The sequence below is a fragment of the Klebsiella spallanzanii genome (genome assembly GCF_902158555.1).
Taxonomy (GTDB): Bacteria; Pseudomonadota; Gammaproteobacteria; order Enterobacterales; family Enterobacteriaceae; genus Klebsiella; species Klebsiella spallanzanii.
On record NZ_CABGGS010000046.1, the window covers coordinates 192,645 to 206,132 of the forward strand.

The following is a 13,488-nucleotide window of genomic DNA, read 5'->3' on the forward strand; positions in this document are numbered from 1 at the left end:
AAACAGATAAATATCGATTTTTCTGAGGGATAATGGTGCTTGATGAATGTCCAAAAATGTGAACTGTCCCAGGTTATCAAGCACCGTTTTTTTTAATTTATTACGCCTCCCAGTGTGGCAAAGTTCGGCTCCGGGCAATTTTGACCAAAGTTTTCCGCCCATGGGAACGGCGCGCCGTTTTTAACATAACGCTTATAAAGGCGTTTTACCGATGCCGGGTCCTGAGCCCATATCCAGCTCGTCGCATTGCACAGCACGGCGGCATAGGCCTGTGATTTACGTGGCAACAGATCGGCGGATTTTTCAGCAAGTTTTACCGCCTGCCAGCGATAATGCATAAAGAAATTATACTTCTTTGGCTGGGATAACAGCACGCGATGGCGCTCACCGGCGCTAATCCATGATTTGATGGTTGGATCAGCTTCCGGACCCCAGCTGTAATACGGCCATGAATACCAGCCCTCATAGAGCGCAAAATCCGGCGCCATCTCATAGCCCGTCAATTCCATCCCCTGATAACGCAGGATTTGTGCGGCCTGCCACCATGCCTTCGCCTGAGCTGTTTTTGGCCCGTTTTTCGCCAGGGTATTGATAAACGCCTGCGCGGCATCACGATTCTCCGCAAGGGCAAAATAAGTCAGCGCCTTTTGATACTGGCCTGCGCGCATCAGGCGGCGAGCGAGAAGGGTGCGTAACCTGGCGTCAGCGCTATAGCGTTCAGCATTTTCCTGCTGACTGAGCAAAGAAGGCGCGGGGGCGGGGACATATTTATCCACGAACGCGGTGAGCTCTTTAAGCGTTAGCACCTGTTCGGCAATGTGCGCTAAATCCGGCCAGTAGCTCTCTTTGGCCTTGTACATCAGACGCATTGCTTCCAGATAATCGTTGCGATCCAGCGCCAGTATCGCCTGTTCGGCATTAATCCGGCAGGACGGAATAACAAACTCATCGCCGACAATTTCATTATTATCCGGCTGTGGTGAACCCCACGCTTCGTTTGCCGGGAAAGACGCGGCGGCTTTTGCATACCATGCCGTTGCCGCTTTAACATCGCCAGCCCGCAGCGCCATTTTGGCTTGTACCCACGAGGTCAGCCCATTCTCTTTGGCATTTTTCAGCATTAGCGTCACCAGAGGGTACTGACCATTACGGTAGGCGAGGGCGATAAGACGATCGCTGCCGGGCATGTCGTGATTGACCTTCTGCGCCAGCTTCGCTATCAGCGCATCATGGTAATTTTTGATCTCTTTCTCATCATAGGGCCTGGGTTCTGGCTCGTATAAAGAGTTGGAAGAGCGAGTGAAAAAACTGGCAATAAGCAGTTGCTGAATAACCGGATCATCAATGCCTGGCTGCAGGAAATTCTCGTTTTCAGGATGGCTCAGAATGTCGGCGGTGTAACGTAAAGAGAGGCTGCCGGTGGGCGAACCCTGAGCCGCCTGCTGGGCGTAGAGGTGGGCTGCGGCAAGCGGTTCGCTCTGCCAGTGTTTGATGCGTCCTTGCTGACCGAGGCTTGCCAGCGAGAGCTGTTCCGGGTCTTCTTGTCCATTGCGTACAGCGTCGATAATTTGCTGATAAAGCTCGAAAGCTTCACGCAGCTCCTGCTCGTTACCGTGAGAATTATCTTTGCTGGACAGCGGATATCCGCTCTCAGAGCGAGGCGCAGGATAATCCCCCATTAAATCGCGGGCCAGCGAGTAGCGCGACTTTAGCCCCCATCGGCCCTGCTGTTCTGCGGGCAGCGCGAGAACCTGGCGAAAATAATCACGCGCCCGGCTATCGTAAGTGGAAAATGCAACGGCGCCGAGTACGTACAGGCGGCTCGCGATTGGCAGGTCGGCTGCCATCTTTTCCGCTGCTTCAACCGAGCCGCTGGCGCGGATTTCCTTAAGCAGAACGTCCTGTGCTGAGGGGGCGGAAGGCTTATCGTCAGACGTATCGCGCCATTGTGGAAGGCGCGGGTCGGTTGGCACCAGGCGGCTGCTCTCTAAATCAAAACTTCCTTCCGGCAAATAAAGCAGATTAGCGTTACGGTTTTCCAGCAAATAGTTGGGGAAAAACGGCCCGCAGGCATAGCTGTCAGCGGCGACCAGCGCGACCGTCAGGAAGGTGGCCAGCGGTAATTTACGGGCTAACATGAAACTCTCCTTGTGGTGGTGACGGGCATCTTGCCCAGCCGATGGTGCGTGCTTTCCCGGCGCGTAGCAACGCCGGGGAGGTCAGATAAAATGTCTGTTCAGCAAAGCGATAGCTGCCCGCACCGTCGGCGGCCAGGCAATCTTCCGCCTGTAGCGTGATTTTTTCCGGGAGCGGGGTGTCAATATGGCCCGAATTTTTAATCGCCAGTTCGTAGAGTGTGGACTCAGTGTTGGCGCTGGCTTTATCGGGAAGCGCCAGCCATTGCCAGCTTGTGGTTAATGGCTGATGGCGAATGACCGCTTCCAGCGTACCGAGCGACCAGGCGCGACTATCGCTATCCAGCGGCAGGCGGAACCAGACGATCCCGGCAAAATTTACAGGCGGTAGTTCTTCGAGTGCGCGGGTAAAGGCGTCGATTTGCTGCGGCGCGACGCTAAGCTCCTGCTTCTCACCCACGATGCCCAGCGGCGACTCGCTTTCCACCAGGGCAGATTGTCCGGGAGCGGAAATCAGCGCGGAACCATAGGCCGGTAGCGCCAGGTAAAACGGATGCGCAGAGATCTGCGCATATAGCCTGCTCCAGCGCAGGGCCAGCGTCGGGTCAAACAACCCCTGCTGCGGCGACAGTACGCTGTGCAGCTGTAGCACGGAGCTATCGACCGCGGCCAGCAGGGCAGGAAGCTGAGGTGAAGAGAGCCAGGTTGGCAGCGCGGTGATACTGAGCGTCACGTCAGAAGGCAGCGCCTGGCGTAATGACGTCAGCAGGTGCTGGTAGTCTGCGAGCCGCGAAGTAGGTGCATCGTAATCAATTTCTATTGCCGTGAGGTTAACGCCAGCGCTGCGCCAGCGGGCGATGATGCTTTGAATTTGTGGCAAAATCGCCGCCGCATCAAGCTGCGCCAGGCTGCCGTCCAGACGGACAACCAGCCATACCGGGCGACCATCCTGTTGCAACAAGAGCGTATCGACACGAGCAATACGCGCTCCCTCACGCGGGTGAATTTGTAGACCCAGCACGCGGAGGGTGGAAAACAGCCCGTGGCTCTGGCGTAGCGCCGCTTTATGCCCATCGTTCCAGACGCGCTGCCAGATATACACCTGACTGTCGGCGATGGAGCCTGCGCTGGCAGCCAGTAACAGAAACAACAGTATTAAAAAACGAAAGTGCATCATGGCGACAGTCCTTGTGGCCGGGCTTTATCGTTAGCCTATTTTGAGATGGGCTTCTTCTCCGCCTTCGCCAGTTCTTTGACCAGCGGCAGCATAATTTTCATGACATCGCGGCTGCGCTGGGCAATGCGGCCCGGCAGGGCTTTATCAATATACTGTTGGTTATCCAGTTGAACGTTGTGCCAACTGGTACCTTCCGGGAACGAACGGGATTTAGCCCGTTGCTGGTAGCCATCTTTGCGCCCCAGCGACCAGTTAGTGGCTTCGACGGATAATACCGGGATCCCGGCTTCATCAAACACGCTGGCATCATTGCAGCAGCTGGTCCCTTTTGGGTAATCAGGATTCAGACCGGGGTTGCTGGAGGCAATAATGCCTTTGCTGCGGGCGATAGCAAGCGCGCGGTCACGAGTGAGCTTGCGCACCGAAGCAGGCGTGCTGCGCCCGCTATTAAAGTAGAGCTTATCGCCCACCACCAGGTTATCGAGATTAATCACCAGCAGGGTGTTTTTCTTTTCTGCATCGCTCATCCGTTTGAGCATATTCTGCGCGCCAAGGCGACCTTCTTCTTCGCCGCTGGTAGCAACAAAGCGAATACCATAATGGGTAGGCACGTTCTTTAACTGCTCAGCAAGTTCCAGCATCACTCCCAGACCGAGAGCGTTGTCATCGATACCCTGCAGGGTAAGGCCGCCGAGGCTATTCTCCACATCGGTATCGGTTTGCGGCGCATAGGTATCGAGATGGGCCATAATAATAATCTGCTGGCGGTTTTTCCCCTCATGCGCGGCGATAACCGTGCTACCGGTGACGTTTTGCCAGTTTTTGCGTTTATCGTTGTTGGTATAAATATAACGCGTATTAAAACTGCGGATATCGCTCTTATAGCCCATTTGCGTGAACTGCTGGCGCAGATAATCAGCCGACAGCATTTCGGCGGGCGAACCGGTCATTCTTCCGGGAAAAAAGGTGGCGATATGACGAGCTTGCACATTGGCGGTGTCGCCCAGGGCGCTCATTGCTGGGGCAGCGGAGAAGATCAAACCTGCGCCCAACGCCAGGGGAAGCAGGCGATGGCACAATGCGGAAAACATAGGGGGTCCTTAAGCACTTAAAAACAATTTTACCCGCACAGTATGAAACTGTGACCCTGGTTAAACAATTTCAATCGCTCTTAAATGGCGGAAAAACCGCGTGTTAAGCACTTTTTGATATTAGCTTTCCCATGGCGTTATTCTTTTGAGTAACAACTCATTCCATTTCGTAATTTCATTTGCTCTAAACCGCACCCTATAGTCGCTCTATTGCTGATTGTAAGAGAGTTGTTGCGTAGTGGACTACTTGCCGATATTTGCCGAATTGAAAGACAGACCCGTACTGGTTATCGGCGGCGGTGAGATTGCCGCTCGCAAGATTACATTTTTGCTGCGCGCTGAAGCAAAGGTGCAGATTGTTGCCGACGCGCTGATTCCAGAACTTGCTGAGAAGGTTGAGCGTCAGGAAGTTCAGTGGCGCGCCAGCATGTTTGAAGAGCGGCAGCTCGATGACGTTTTCCTGGTGATTGCCGCGACTGAAGATGATGAACTCAATCAGCGCGTTTTTGCCGCAGCAAACGCGCGCTATCGGCTAGTCAATGTTGTTGATAATCAAGCGTTGTGCTCGTTTGTCTTTCCCTCAATCGTCGACCGCTCTCCGCTGCTGGTGGCTATCTCGTCCAGCGGCAAAGCGCCGGTGCTGTCGCGTATTTTACGGGAAAAAATTGAGGCGCTTCTGCCAACCAACCTGGGGCGGCTGGCTGAAACGGCGAGCTACTGGCGTCACCATATTAAAACCCATCTGAAAACCACTGCCGAACGCCGCCGCTTTTGGGAGCGCGTGTTTACCGGGCGTTTTGCCAGCCTGATGCTGGCAGGCAACAAAGCCGAGGCGGAAAGGGCGCTGGAAGATGAACTCAAGCAGCCGGAAAAACGTCCTGGTGAAATTATTCTTGTTGGGGCAGGGCCGGGCGATGCTGGACTGCTGACTTTGCGCGGCTTACAGGCGCTTCAGCAGGCGGACGTGGTGTTTTACGACAACCTGGTCACCCCGGAAGTGCGCGAGCTGGTACGCCGCGATGCGCAGACCGTCTGCGTTGGCAAAAGCGCCGCTGGGGTATCCGTACCGCAGCAGGAAATCAACCGCTTGCTGATCGAAGCGGCAAAAGCGGGCAACACGGTGGTTCGTCTCAAAGGCGGCGACCCGTTCATTTTTGGCCGCGGCGGTGAAGAGCTGCAGGCCGCAGCTGAAGCGGGCATTCCCTTTCAGGTAGTCCCGGGCGTTACGGCAGCGGCTGGCGCCACGGCTTACGCCGGTATCCCGCTCACGCATCGCGATTATGCCCAGAGCGTAACCTTTATTACCGGGCACTTCGGCGCGGAAAACTCTCCGCTCGACTGGGCACGGCTGGCGCAAAGCGGTCAGACCCTGGCGATTTATATGGGCAGCCTGAAGGCGGCGGAAATTAGCGCTCAGCTGATCGCCAATGGTCGTGACCGCGATACTCCGGTGGCGGTGATCTCGCGCGGTACTCGTGCCGATCAGCACACCAGGACCGGCACATTACAACAACTCGAAAATCTGGCGAAAGACGCCCCGATGCCCGCACTGCTGGTGGTGGGCGAAGTGGTGCAATTACATCAACAGCTCGCCTGGTTTCAACACACAACGACAGCAGAGGGGTTTAACTCTTCTGTGGTAAATCTGGCTTAAGGAACGGTTATGGACCAAAAACGACTCACTCACCTGCGGCAACTGGAGGCGGAAAGCATCCATATCATTCGTGAGGTGGCCGCCGAATTTTCTAACCCGGTGATGATGTACTCCATCGGTAAAGACTCCAGCGTGATGCTGCATCTGGCGCGTAAAGCGTTTTATCCCGGAACCCTGCCGTTCCCGCTGCTGCACGTTGATACCGGCTGGAAATTCCGCGAGATGTATGAGTTCCGCGATCGTACCGCCAAAGCCTACGGTTGCGAACTGCTGGTGCATAAAAACCCGGAAGGGGTGGCGATGGGTATTAACCCGTTCGTGCACGGCAGCGCCAAGCATACCGATATCATGAAAACCGAAGGCCTTAAGCAGGCGCTGAACAAATACGGCTTTGATGCCGCGTTCGGCGGCGCGCGTCGTGATGAAGAGAAATCCCGCGCCAAAGAGCGTATCTACTCCTTCCGCGACCGCTTCCACCGCTGGGATCCGAAAAACCAGCGCCCGGAGCTGTGGCACAACTATAACGGCCAGATTAACAAAGGCGAAAGCATCCGCGTATTCCCGCTCTCCAACTGGACCGAGCTGGACATCTGGCAGTACATCTACCTGGAAAATATTGAAATCGTTCCGCTGTACCTGGCGGCTGAGCGCCCGGTGCTGGAGCGCGACGGTATGCTGATGATGATCGACGACGATCGCATTAATTTACAGCCAGGCGAGATGATCAAGAAACAGATGGTGCGCTTCCGTACCCTCGGCTGCTGGCCGCTGACCGGCGCGGTAGAATCCAACGCGCAAACGCTGCCAGAGATCATTGAAGAGATGCTGGTTTCGACGACCAGCGAACGACAAGGGCGCGTTATTGACCGCGACCAGGCAGGCTCCATGGAGCTGAAGAAACGTCAGGGTTATTTCTAAGGAGCCGCCATGAATACCACTATTGCACAACAAATTGCCGATGAAGGCGGCGTAGAAGCGTACCTGCACGCCCAGCAGCACAAAAGCCTGCTGCGCTTTCTGACCTGCGGTAGCGTCGATGACGGCAAAAGTACCCTGATTGGCCGACTGCTGCACGATACTCGTCAGATTTATGAAGACCAGCTCTCCTCATTGCATAACGACAGCAAACGTCACGGTACCCAGGGCGAGAAGCTGGATCTGGCGCTGCTGGTGGATGGTCTGCAGGCCGAGCGCGAACAGGGCATCACTATCGATGTCGCCTATCGCTATTTCTCTACCGAGAAGCGCAAGTTCATCATCGCCGATACCCCGGGGCACGAGCAGTACACCCGTAATATGGCGACCGGCGCATCTACCTGTGAACTGGCGATCCTGCTGATCGACGCGCGTAAAGGCGTCCTGGATCAGACTCGCCGCCACAGCTTTATCTCGACGCTGCTGGGGATCAAGCACCTGGTGGTGGCGGTGAACAAAATGGATCTCGTTGATTTTAGCGAAGAGACTTTTAACACTATTCGTGAAGAGTACCTGACTTTCGCGCAACAGTTGCCTGGCGATCTGGATATTCGCTTTGTACCGCTTTCAGCGCTGGAAGGGGATAACGTTGCCAGCCAGAGCGATAAAATGCCGTGGTATAGCGGCCCGACGCTGCTCGAAGTGCTGGAAACCGTTGAAATTCAGCGCGTGGTGGAAAGCCAGCCGCTGCGCTTCCCGGTGCAGTACGTCAACCGCCCGAACCTCGATTTCCGCGGTTTTTCCGGTACGGTAGCCTCCGGCAGCGTGACCGTTGGGCAACGTCTTAAGGTGCTGCCGTCGGGCGTAGAGTCCACCGTTGCGCGCATCGTTACCTTTGATGGCGACCTGCCGGAAGCGGCGGCCGGAGAAGCGATTACGATTGTGCTGAAGGACGAAATTGATATCAGCCGCGGTGACCTGCTGGTTGATGCAGCCGTTTCCCTGCCTGCGGTACAAAGCGCTAGCGTTGATGTGGTGTGGATGGCGGAGCAGGCGCTGACCCCAGGCCAAAGCTACGACATTAAAATCGCCGGTAAGAAAACCCGCGCCCGCGTTGATGGCGTTCGCTATCAGGTGGATATCAACAACCTGACCCAGCGTGAAGTGGACGCGCTGCCGCTGAACGGTATTGGCCTGGTGGATCTGACTTTTGACGAACCGCTGGTGCTGGATAAATACCAGGATAACCCGGTGACCGGGGGCCTTATCTTTATCGACCGTCTGACCAACGTTACCGTAGGTGCCGGGCTGGTGCGCGAGCCTAATGAACAGGCGCAGGCGGGCGCTTCGCAGTACGGCGCGTTTGAGCTTGAGCTGAACCAGCTTGTTCGCAAGCACTTCCCGCACTGGGGCGCTCGCGATCTGCTGGGAGGTCAGTAATGGCTCGTCATGATGAAAACGTCGTCTGGCATGCCCATACGGTAACACGTGAAGATCGTGAAGCGCTGCATGGGCATAAAGGTGCCGTGGTCTGGTTTACGGGACTTTCCGGTTCGGGAAAATCAACGATTGCAGGCGCGCTGGAAGAGGCCCTGCATCGGCTCGGCGTCAGCACCTGGTTGCTGGATGGCGATAACGTGCGTCACGGCCTGTGCAGCGATCTGGGATTCAGCGATGACGATCGCAAAGAAAACATTCGCCGCGTAGGGGAAGTGGCGAAGCTGATGGTCGATGCTGGGCTGGTTGTATTGACGGCGTTTATATCTCCGCATCGTGCAGAGCGGCAAATGGTGCGCGAGCTTGTCGGTGAAGGGCGTTTTATCGAAGCCTTTGTCGATACGCCGTTGGCCATCTGCGAAGCGCGGGATCCGAAAGGTCTGTACAAGAAGGCGCGGGCCGGGGAATTGCGGAACTTTACCGGGATTGATTCAGTGTATGAATCCCCTGAGACACCTGAAATTCACCTCGATGGTGAACAATTGGTAACAAATTTGGTGCACCAACTATTAGACCTGCTACGACAGAGCGATATTATCAGATCCTGAAACGGCAGCGGCATCATCGAAGGATGCCGATCGCCAGGTCAACAGGATTCGATATGCGCAATACCCAGAACATCAGTATTATTCGTTCAGAACCGCCACCGGCAGTCAGCGACGAGACCACCTGGTCTCTGTCGGGCGCTGCCGTGGGCTTTATTTCATGGCTGCTGGCGCTGGGTATTCCCTTCCTGATCTATGGCAGTAACACGCTATTTTTTCTCCTCTATACCTGGCCATTCTTCCTGGCATTAATGCCGGTTGCCGTCGTGGTTGGCATCGCGCTGCATTCGCTGTTGGACGGCAAACTTCAGTACAGCGTCTGTGCGACGATTTTGACCGTCGGGTTGATGTTTGGTCTGCTATTCCTCTGGCTACTGGGGTAGTCCTTTTACGAATGAATCTAGCCTGGGTATCAACGGTAAAAATGTGGTACAGTCCCCGCGTTACGCGGCGTCGTCCGCGCGCCAGAGTGGAGAACTCAGGCGAGTTATGGGATGATGATGCCGTTTTTCAGGGGGCAGGATGGGTAAATTAACGCTGCTATTATTGGCTTTGCTGGTCTGGCTACAGTACTCGCTGTGGTTCGGCAAAAATGGTCTTCACGACTATAGCCGGGTTAATGACGATGTCTCCGCGCAGCAGGCAACGAACGCTAAATTAAAAGCACGCAACGATCAGCTGTTCGCCGAAATTGACGACCTCAACGGCGGTCAGGAAGCTATCGAAGAGCGCGCGCGCAATGAACTCAGTATGACCCGCCCGGGCGAAACGTTTTATCGTCTGGTGCCGGATGCGTCAAAACGCAACCAGGCCGCGGGGCAACAGCAGAATAATCGATAAACAGGCCCAGGATTACAACATGGCAGCCACTTTTCCGGGCGTTTGCGCCGTGGTGCCGGCAGCCGGTTTTGGCCGCCGCATGCAAACGGAATGCCCAAAACAATATCTCTCAATCGGTAACAAAACGATTCTCGAACACGCGGTTGCCGCGCTGTTGGCGAACTCGCGTATTCAGCGAGTGGTGATTGCCGTCAGCCCCGGCGACGTGCGCTTTAGCCAGCTGCCGCTGGCGAATCATCCCCAAATTACCGTCGTTGATGGCGGTACGGAACGCGCGGATTCCGTCCTCGCGGGCCTGAAGGTTCTTGGTGAGGCCGACTGGGTGCTGGTGCACGATGCCGCGCGCCCCTGTCTGCATCAGGACGATCTCAGCCGCCTGCTTCAATTATGTGAAACCAGCCGTACGGGCGGTATTCTGGCCGCTCCGGTTCGCGATACCATGAAGCGCGCGGAGCCGGGAAAAGTGGCGATCGCCCATACCGTTGAGCGCAACGATTTATGGCATGCGCTAACGCCGCAATTTTTCCCTCGTGAACTGCTTGTCGACTGTCTGACGCGGGCGCTTAATGAAGGGGCGACTATCACCGATGAAGCCTCGGCGCTGGAGTACTGCGGTTTCCATCCTGAACTGGTTGCCGGACGAGCTGATAATATAAAAGTGACGCGCCCGGAAGACCTGGCGCTGGCCGAATTTTACCTTACCCGTTCCCGACACCAGGAGAAGGCTTAATGCGAATTGGACACGGTTTTGACGTACACGCTTTTGGCGGTGAAGGCCCAATTATTATTGGCGGCGTACGCGTTCCTTATGAAAAAGGACTGCTGGCGCATTCCGACGGCGACGTCGCCCTGCATGCATTGACCGATGCGCTGCTGGGTGCAGCGGCTCTGGGCGACATCGGCAAGCTGTTCCCGGATACTGACCCGGCCTTTAAAGGTGCCGATAGCCGCGAACTGCTGCGCGAAGCGTGGCGTAGGATTCAGGCTAAAGGTTATACCCTGGGCAACGTCGACGTGACTATCATTGCCCAGGCGCCGAAAATGCTGCCGCACATCCCGCAGATGCGCGTCTTTATTGCAGAAGACCTCGGCTGCCATATGGACGACGTTAACGTCAAAGCCACGACGACCGAAAAGCTGGGCTTTACCGGGCGCGGCGAAGGCATCGCTTGTGAAGCGGTGGCGCTATTGCGTAAGGCTGACAAATGATTGCGTTTGACGAACTCACTTATCTGCATGGAAAACCACTGGCTCAGGGGCTGCTAAAAGCGAACCCGGAAGACTTTGTGGTGGTTGAGGATCTCGGCTTTGAGCCTGACGGTGAAGGCGAGCACGTGCTGGTGCGGATTCTGAAAAACGGCTGTAATACGCGTTTTGTTGCTGAAGCTCTGGCAAAATTCCTTAAAATTCATGCGCGTGAAGTGAGCTTTGCCGGGCAGAAAGATAAACATGCGGTGACTGAACAGTGGCTGTGCGCCAGAGTGCCGGGTAAAGAGATGCCTGACCTGAGCAAATTTCAGCTCGAGGGTTGCCAGGTACTGGAGTACGCGCGCCATAAACGCAAGCTGCGCCTTGGGGCGCTGAAAGGTAATCAGTTCACTCTGGTGCTGCGCGAAGTTAGCGCCCGTGATGATGTCGAAAAGCGCCTGCAGGCGATTGCTGATCAGGGCGTTCCGAACTATTTTGGCGCTCAGCGCTTTGGTATCGGCGGTAGCAATTTGCAAGGTGCCCTGCGCTGGGCAGAGAGCGGTGCGCCGGTGCGCGATCGCAATAAACGTAGTTTTTGGTTGTCTGCGGCCCGCAGCGCATTGTTTAATCAACAGGTTGGTATTAGATTAAAAAAACCGGAATTTAATCAGGTTGTTGATGGCGATGCGCTACAATTAGCGGGGCGCGGAAGCTGGTTCGTTGCGACCGCTGAAGAACTGACGGATCTCCAGGCGCGGGTTGATAGCCGCGAGCTGATGATCACCGCTGCGCTTGTGGGCAGCGGCGACTGGGGTAGCCAGCGGGATGCTCTGGCCGCCGAACAGGCGGCTGTGGCCGAAGAGACGCAGCTACAGGCGCTGCTGGTGCGGGAAAAAGTAGAGGCTGCTCGCCGGGCGATGCTGCTCTACCCGCAGCAGATGAGCTGGAACTGGTGGGATGATGTTACCGTTGAACTGCGTTTCTGGCTGCCAGCGGGCAGCTTCGCCACCAGCGTAGTAAGGGAGCTTATCAATACAACGGGTGACTATGCGAATATTGCTGAGTAACGATGACGGGATTCATGCGCCGGGTATTCAGACCCTGGCGAAAGCCTTACGGGAATTCGCTGAGGTTCAGATAGTTGCACCCGATCGTAACCGCAGCGGAGCGTCAAATTCCCTGACGCTGGAGTCTTCGCTACGCACTTTTACCTTCGATAATGGCGATATCGCCGTGCAGATGGGTACGCCGACGGACTGCGTTTATCTCGGCGTCAACGCCCTGATGCGCCCGCGACCGGATATCGTGGTCTCCGGTATTAACGCCGGGCCCAACCTCGGTGACGACGTTATCTATTCCGGTACCGTTGCCGCCGCGATGGAAGGCCGTCACCTGGGCTTTCCGGCGCTGGCCGTCTCGCTAAACGGCTATCAGCACTATGACACCGCCGCTGCGGTCACCTGTTCGATTCTGCGAGCTTTAAGCCGCGAGCCGCTGCGCACCGGGCGCATTCTCAATATCAACGTACCGGATCTGCCTCTTGAGCAGATCAAAGGTATCCGCGTGACTCGCTGCGGTAGCCGCCATCCTTCCGATCAGGTGATCCCGCAGAAAGATCCGCGCGGCAATACGTTGTACTGGATTGGTCCGCCAGGCGAAAAGTACGATGCCGGGCCGGATACCGACTTTGCGGCCGTGGATGAAGGCTACGTTTCCGTCACTCCGCTGCATGTCGATTTAACCGCCCACAGCGCGCATGAGGTCGTTAGTGGCTGGTTGGATCGCGTCGGAGTCGATACACAATGGTAAGTAAACGTGTTGAAAGTCTTCTCAATCAGCTTCGCACTCAGGGCATTGTTGACGAGCGCGTGCTGAACGCTATCGCGCAGGTGCCGCGAGAAAAGTTTGTTGATGAAGCCTTTGAACATAAGGCTTGGGAAAACACCGCATTGCCCATTGGCCAGGGGCAAACCATCTCGCAGCCCTATATGGTGGCGCGGATGACCGAGCTTTTGACGCTGACGCCAGACTCAAGGGTGCTGGAAATAGGCACCGGGTCTGGTTATCAGACGGCGATTCTGGCGCACCTGGTGCATCACGTTTGCTCGGTAGAGCGAATTAAGAGTTTACAATGGCATGCGCGTCGCCGCCTGAAACAACTTGATTTACATAATGTTTCAACCCGTCACGGCGATGGATGGCAGGGTTGGCAGGCACGCGCGCCGTTCGACGCGATTATCGTCACCGCAGCGCCGCCGGAAATTCCGGTCGCACTGTTGGCGCAACTGGACGATGGCGGCGTGCTGGTGCTGCCGGTAGGCGAGGAGCATCAGTTTCTCAAGCGGATCCGTCGACACGGCAACGAGTTTATGATTGATACTGTCGAAGCCGTGCGCTTTGTTCCCCTTGTCAAAGGGGAGTTGGCCTGAACCCGGATTATTCCAGG

At 56.0% G+C, this 13,488-nt stretch carries 14 protein-coding genes; 11 read left to right on the forward strand and 3 right to left on the reverse strand.

What is annotated here, in order from left to right:
• Positions 1 to 92 precede the first annotated feature (92 nt).
• Genes FN082_RS27380 through FN082_RS27390 form a run of 3 tightly spaced genes read right to left on the reverse strand, consistent with a single transcriptional unit; the run spans position 93 to position 4,403 of the window.
• Positions 93 to 2,138 (reverse strand): hypothetical protein, encoded by a 2,046-nt coding sequence (locus FN082_RS27380; RefSeq protein WP_139539578.1) that lies wholly within the window; start codon positions 2,136 to 2,138, stop codon positions 93 to 95.
• Entirely contained in the window at positions 2,125 to 3,312 is a 1,188-nt protein-coding gene (locus FN082_RS27385; RefSeq protein ID WP_139539577.1) for a DUF3142 domain-containing protein, read from the reverse strand. Before FN082_RS27385 ends, FN082_RS27380 begins: the two co-directional genes overlap by 14 nt.
• Before the next feature lie 35 nt (positions 3,313 to 3,347).
• The gene (locus tag FN082_RS27390; protein ID WP_139539576.1) at positions 3,348 to 4,403 is read right to left on the reverse strand and encodes an aminopeptidase; all 1,056 of its coding nucleotides are present in this window, start codon (positions 4,401 to 4,403) and stop codon (positions 3,348 to 3,350) included.
• Positions 4,404 to 4,650: 247 nt separating this feature from the next.
• Here FN082_RS27390 and cysG point away from each other — a divergent pair, with 247 nt between their 5' ends.
• From cysG to FN082_RS27445, 11 genes are all read left to right on the forward strand, one after another.
• Positions 4,651 to 6,057: a siroheme synthase CysG gene (gene cysG / locus FN082_RS27395; protein WP_185932171.1), complete on the forward strand. Its 1,407-nt coding sequence runs from the start codon at positions 4,651 to 4,653 to the stop codon at positions 6,055 to 6,057.
• A gap of 9 nt (positions 6,058 to 6,066) precedes the next feature.
• Entirely contained in the window at positions 6,067 to 6,975 is a 909-nt protein-coding gene (gene cysD / locus FN082_RS27400; protein ID WP_004104981.1) for a sulfate adenylyltransferase subunit CysD, read from the forward strand.
• A 9-nt stretch (positions 6,976 to 6,984) separates the two neighbouring features.
• A complete protein-coding gene (gene cysN / locus FN082_RS27405; RefSeq protein ID WP_139539574.1) occupies positions 6,985 to 8,412 on the forward strand; it encodes a sulfate adenylyltransferase subunit CysN in 1,428 nt (475 codons plus the stop codon).
• Positions 8,412 to 9,017: an adenylyl-sulfate kinase gene (gene cysC / locus FN082_RS27410; RefSeq protein ID WP_139539573.1), complete on the forward strand. Its 606-nt coding sequence runs from the start codon at positions 8,412 to 8,414 to the stop codon at positions 9,015 to 9,017. Before cysN ends, cysC begins: the two co-directional genes overlap by 1 nt.
• A gap of 53 nt (positions 9,018 to 9,070) precedes the next feature.
• Entirely contained in the window at positions 9,071 to 9,397 is a 327-nt protein-coding gene (locus FN082_RS27415) for a DUF3561 family protein (RefSeq protein WP_139539572.1), read from the forward strand.
• 139 nt (positions 9,398 to 9,536) lie between these two features.
• On the forward strand, positions 9,537 to 9,854 hold the full coding sequence (gene ftsB, locus FN082_RS27420; protein ID WP_004104977.1) for a cell division protein FtsB: 318 nt from the start codon (positions 9,537 to 9,539) through the stop codon (positions 9,852 to 9,854).
• A gap of 19 nt (positions 9,855 to 9,873) precedes the next feature.
• Positions 9,874 to 10,584 (forward strand): 2-C-methyl-D-erythritol 4-phosphate cytidylyltransferase, encoded by a 711-nt coding sequence (gene ispD, locus FN082_RS27425; RefSeq protein ID WP_139539571.1) that lies wholly within the window; start codon positions 9,874 to 9,876, stop codon positions 10,582 to 10,584.
• The gene (gene ispF, locus FN082_RS27430; protein ID WP_139539570.1) at positions 10,584 to 11,063 is read left to right on the forward strand and encodes a 2-C-methyl-D-erythritol 2,4-cyclodiphosphate synthase; all 480 of its coding nucleotides are present in this window, start codon (positions 10,584 to 10,586) and stop codon (positions 11,061 to 11,063) included. Before ispD ends, ispF begins: the two co-directional genes overlap by 1 nt.
• The gene (gene truD / locus FN082_RS27435; RefSeq protein ID WP_139539569.1) at positions 11,060 to 12,109 is read left to right on the forward strand and encodes a tRNA pseudouridine(13) synthase TruD; all 1,050 of its coding nucleotides are present in this window, start codon (positions 11,060 to 11,062) and stop codon (positions 12,107 to 12,109) included. Before ispF ends, truD begins: the two co-directional genes overlap by 4 nt.
• On the forward strand, positions 12,090 to 12,851 hold the full coding sequence (gene surE / locus FN082_RS27440) for a 5'/3'-nucleotidase SurE (protein WP_139539568.1): 762 nt from the start codon (positions 12,090 to 12,092) through the stop codon (positions 12,849 to 12,851). The genes truD and surE overlap by 20 nt, the downstream gene beginning before the upstream one ends.
• Positions 12,845 to 13,471: a protein-L-isoaspartate(D-aspartate) O-methyltransferase gene (locus tag FN082_RS27445; protein ID WP_139539567.1), complete on the forward strand. Its 627-nt coding sequence runs from the start codon at positions 12,845 to 12,847 to the stop codon at positions 13,469 to 13,471. The genes surE and FN082_RS27445 overlap by 7 nt, the downstream gene beginning before the upstream one ends.
• The last annotated feature ends 17 nt before the right edge of the window (positions 13,472 to 13,488 follow it).

Bases quoted from the DNA above. Each gene is read 5' to 3' on its own strand.
- FN082_RS27380 (WP_139539578.1), bottom strand. From the start codon at position 2,138: ATGTTAGCCCGTAAATTACCGCTGGCCACCTTCCTGACGGTCGCGCTG.
- FN082_RS27385 (WP_139539577.1), bottom strand. From the start codon at position 3,312: ATGATGCACTTTCGTTTTTTAATACTGTTGTTTCTGTTACTGGCTGCC.
- FN082_RS27390 (WP_139539576.1), bottom strand. From the start codon at position 4,403: ATGTTTTCCGCATTGTGCCATCGCCTGCTTCCCCTGGCGTTGGGCGCA.
- cysD (WP_004104981.1), top strand. From the start codon at position 6,067: ATGGACCAAAAACGACTCACTCACCTGCGGCAACTGGAGGCGGAAAGC.
- cysN (WP_139539574.1), top strand. From the start codon at position 6,985: ATGAATACCACTATTGCACAACAAATTGCCGATGAAGGCGGCGTAGAA.
- cysC (WP_139539573.1), top strand. From the start codon at position 8,412: ATGGCTCGTCATGATGAAAACGTCGTCTGGCATGCCCATACGGTAACA.
- FN082_RS27415 (WP_139539572.1), top strand. From the start codon at position 9,071: ATGCGCAATACCCAGAACATCAGTATTATTCGTTCAGAACCGCCACCG.
- ftsB (WP_004104977.1), top strand. From the start codon at position 9,537: ATGGGTAAATTAACGCTGCTATTATTGGCTTTGCTGGTCTGGCTACAG.
- ispD (WP_139539571.1), top strand. From the start codon at position 9,874: ATGGCAGCCACTTTTCCGGGCGTTTGCGCCGTGGTGCCGGCAGCCGGT.
- ispF (WP_139539570.1), top strand. From the start codon at position 10,584: ATGCGAATTGGACACGGTTTTGACGTACACGCTTTTGGCGGTGAAGGC.
- truD (WP_139539569.1), top strand. From the start codon at position 11,060: ATGATTGCGTTTGACGAACTCACTTATCTGCATGGAAAACCACTGGCT.
- surE (WP_139539568.1), top strand. From the start codon at position 12,090: ATGCGAATATTGCTGAGTAACGATGACGGGATTCATGCGCCGGGTATT.
- FN082_RS27445 (WP_139539567.1), top strand. From the start codon at position 12,845: ATGGTAAGTAAACGTGTTGAAAGTCTTCTCAATCAGCTTCGCACTCAG.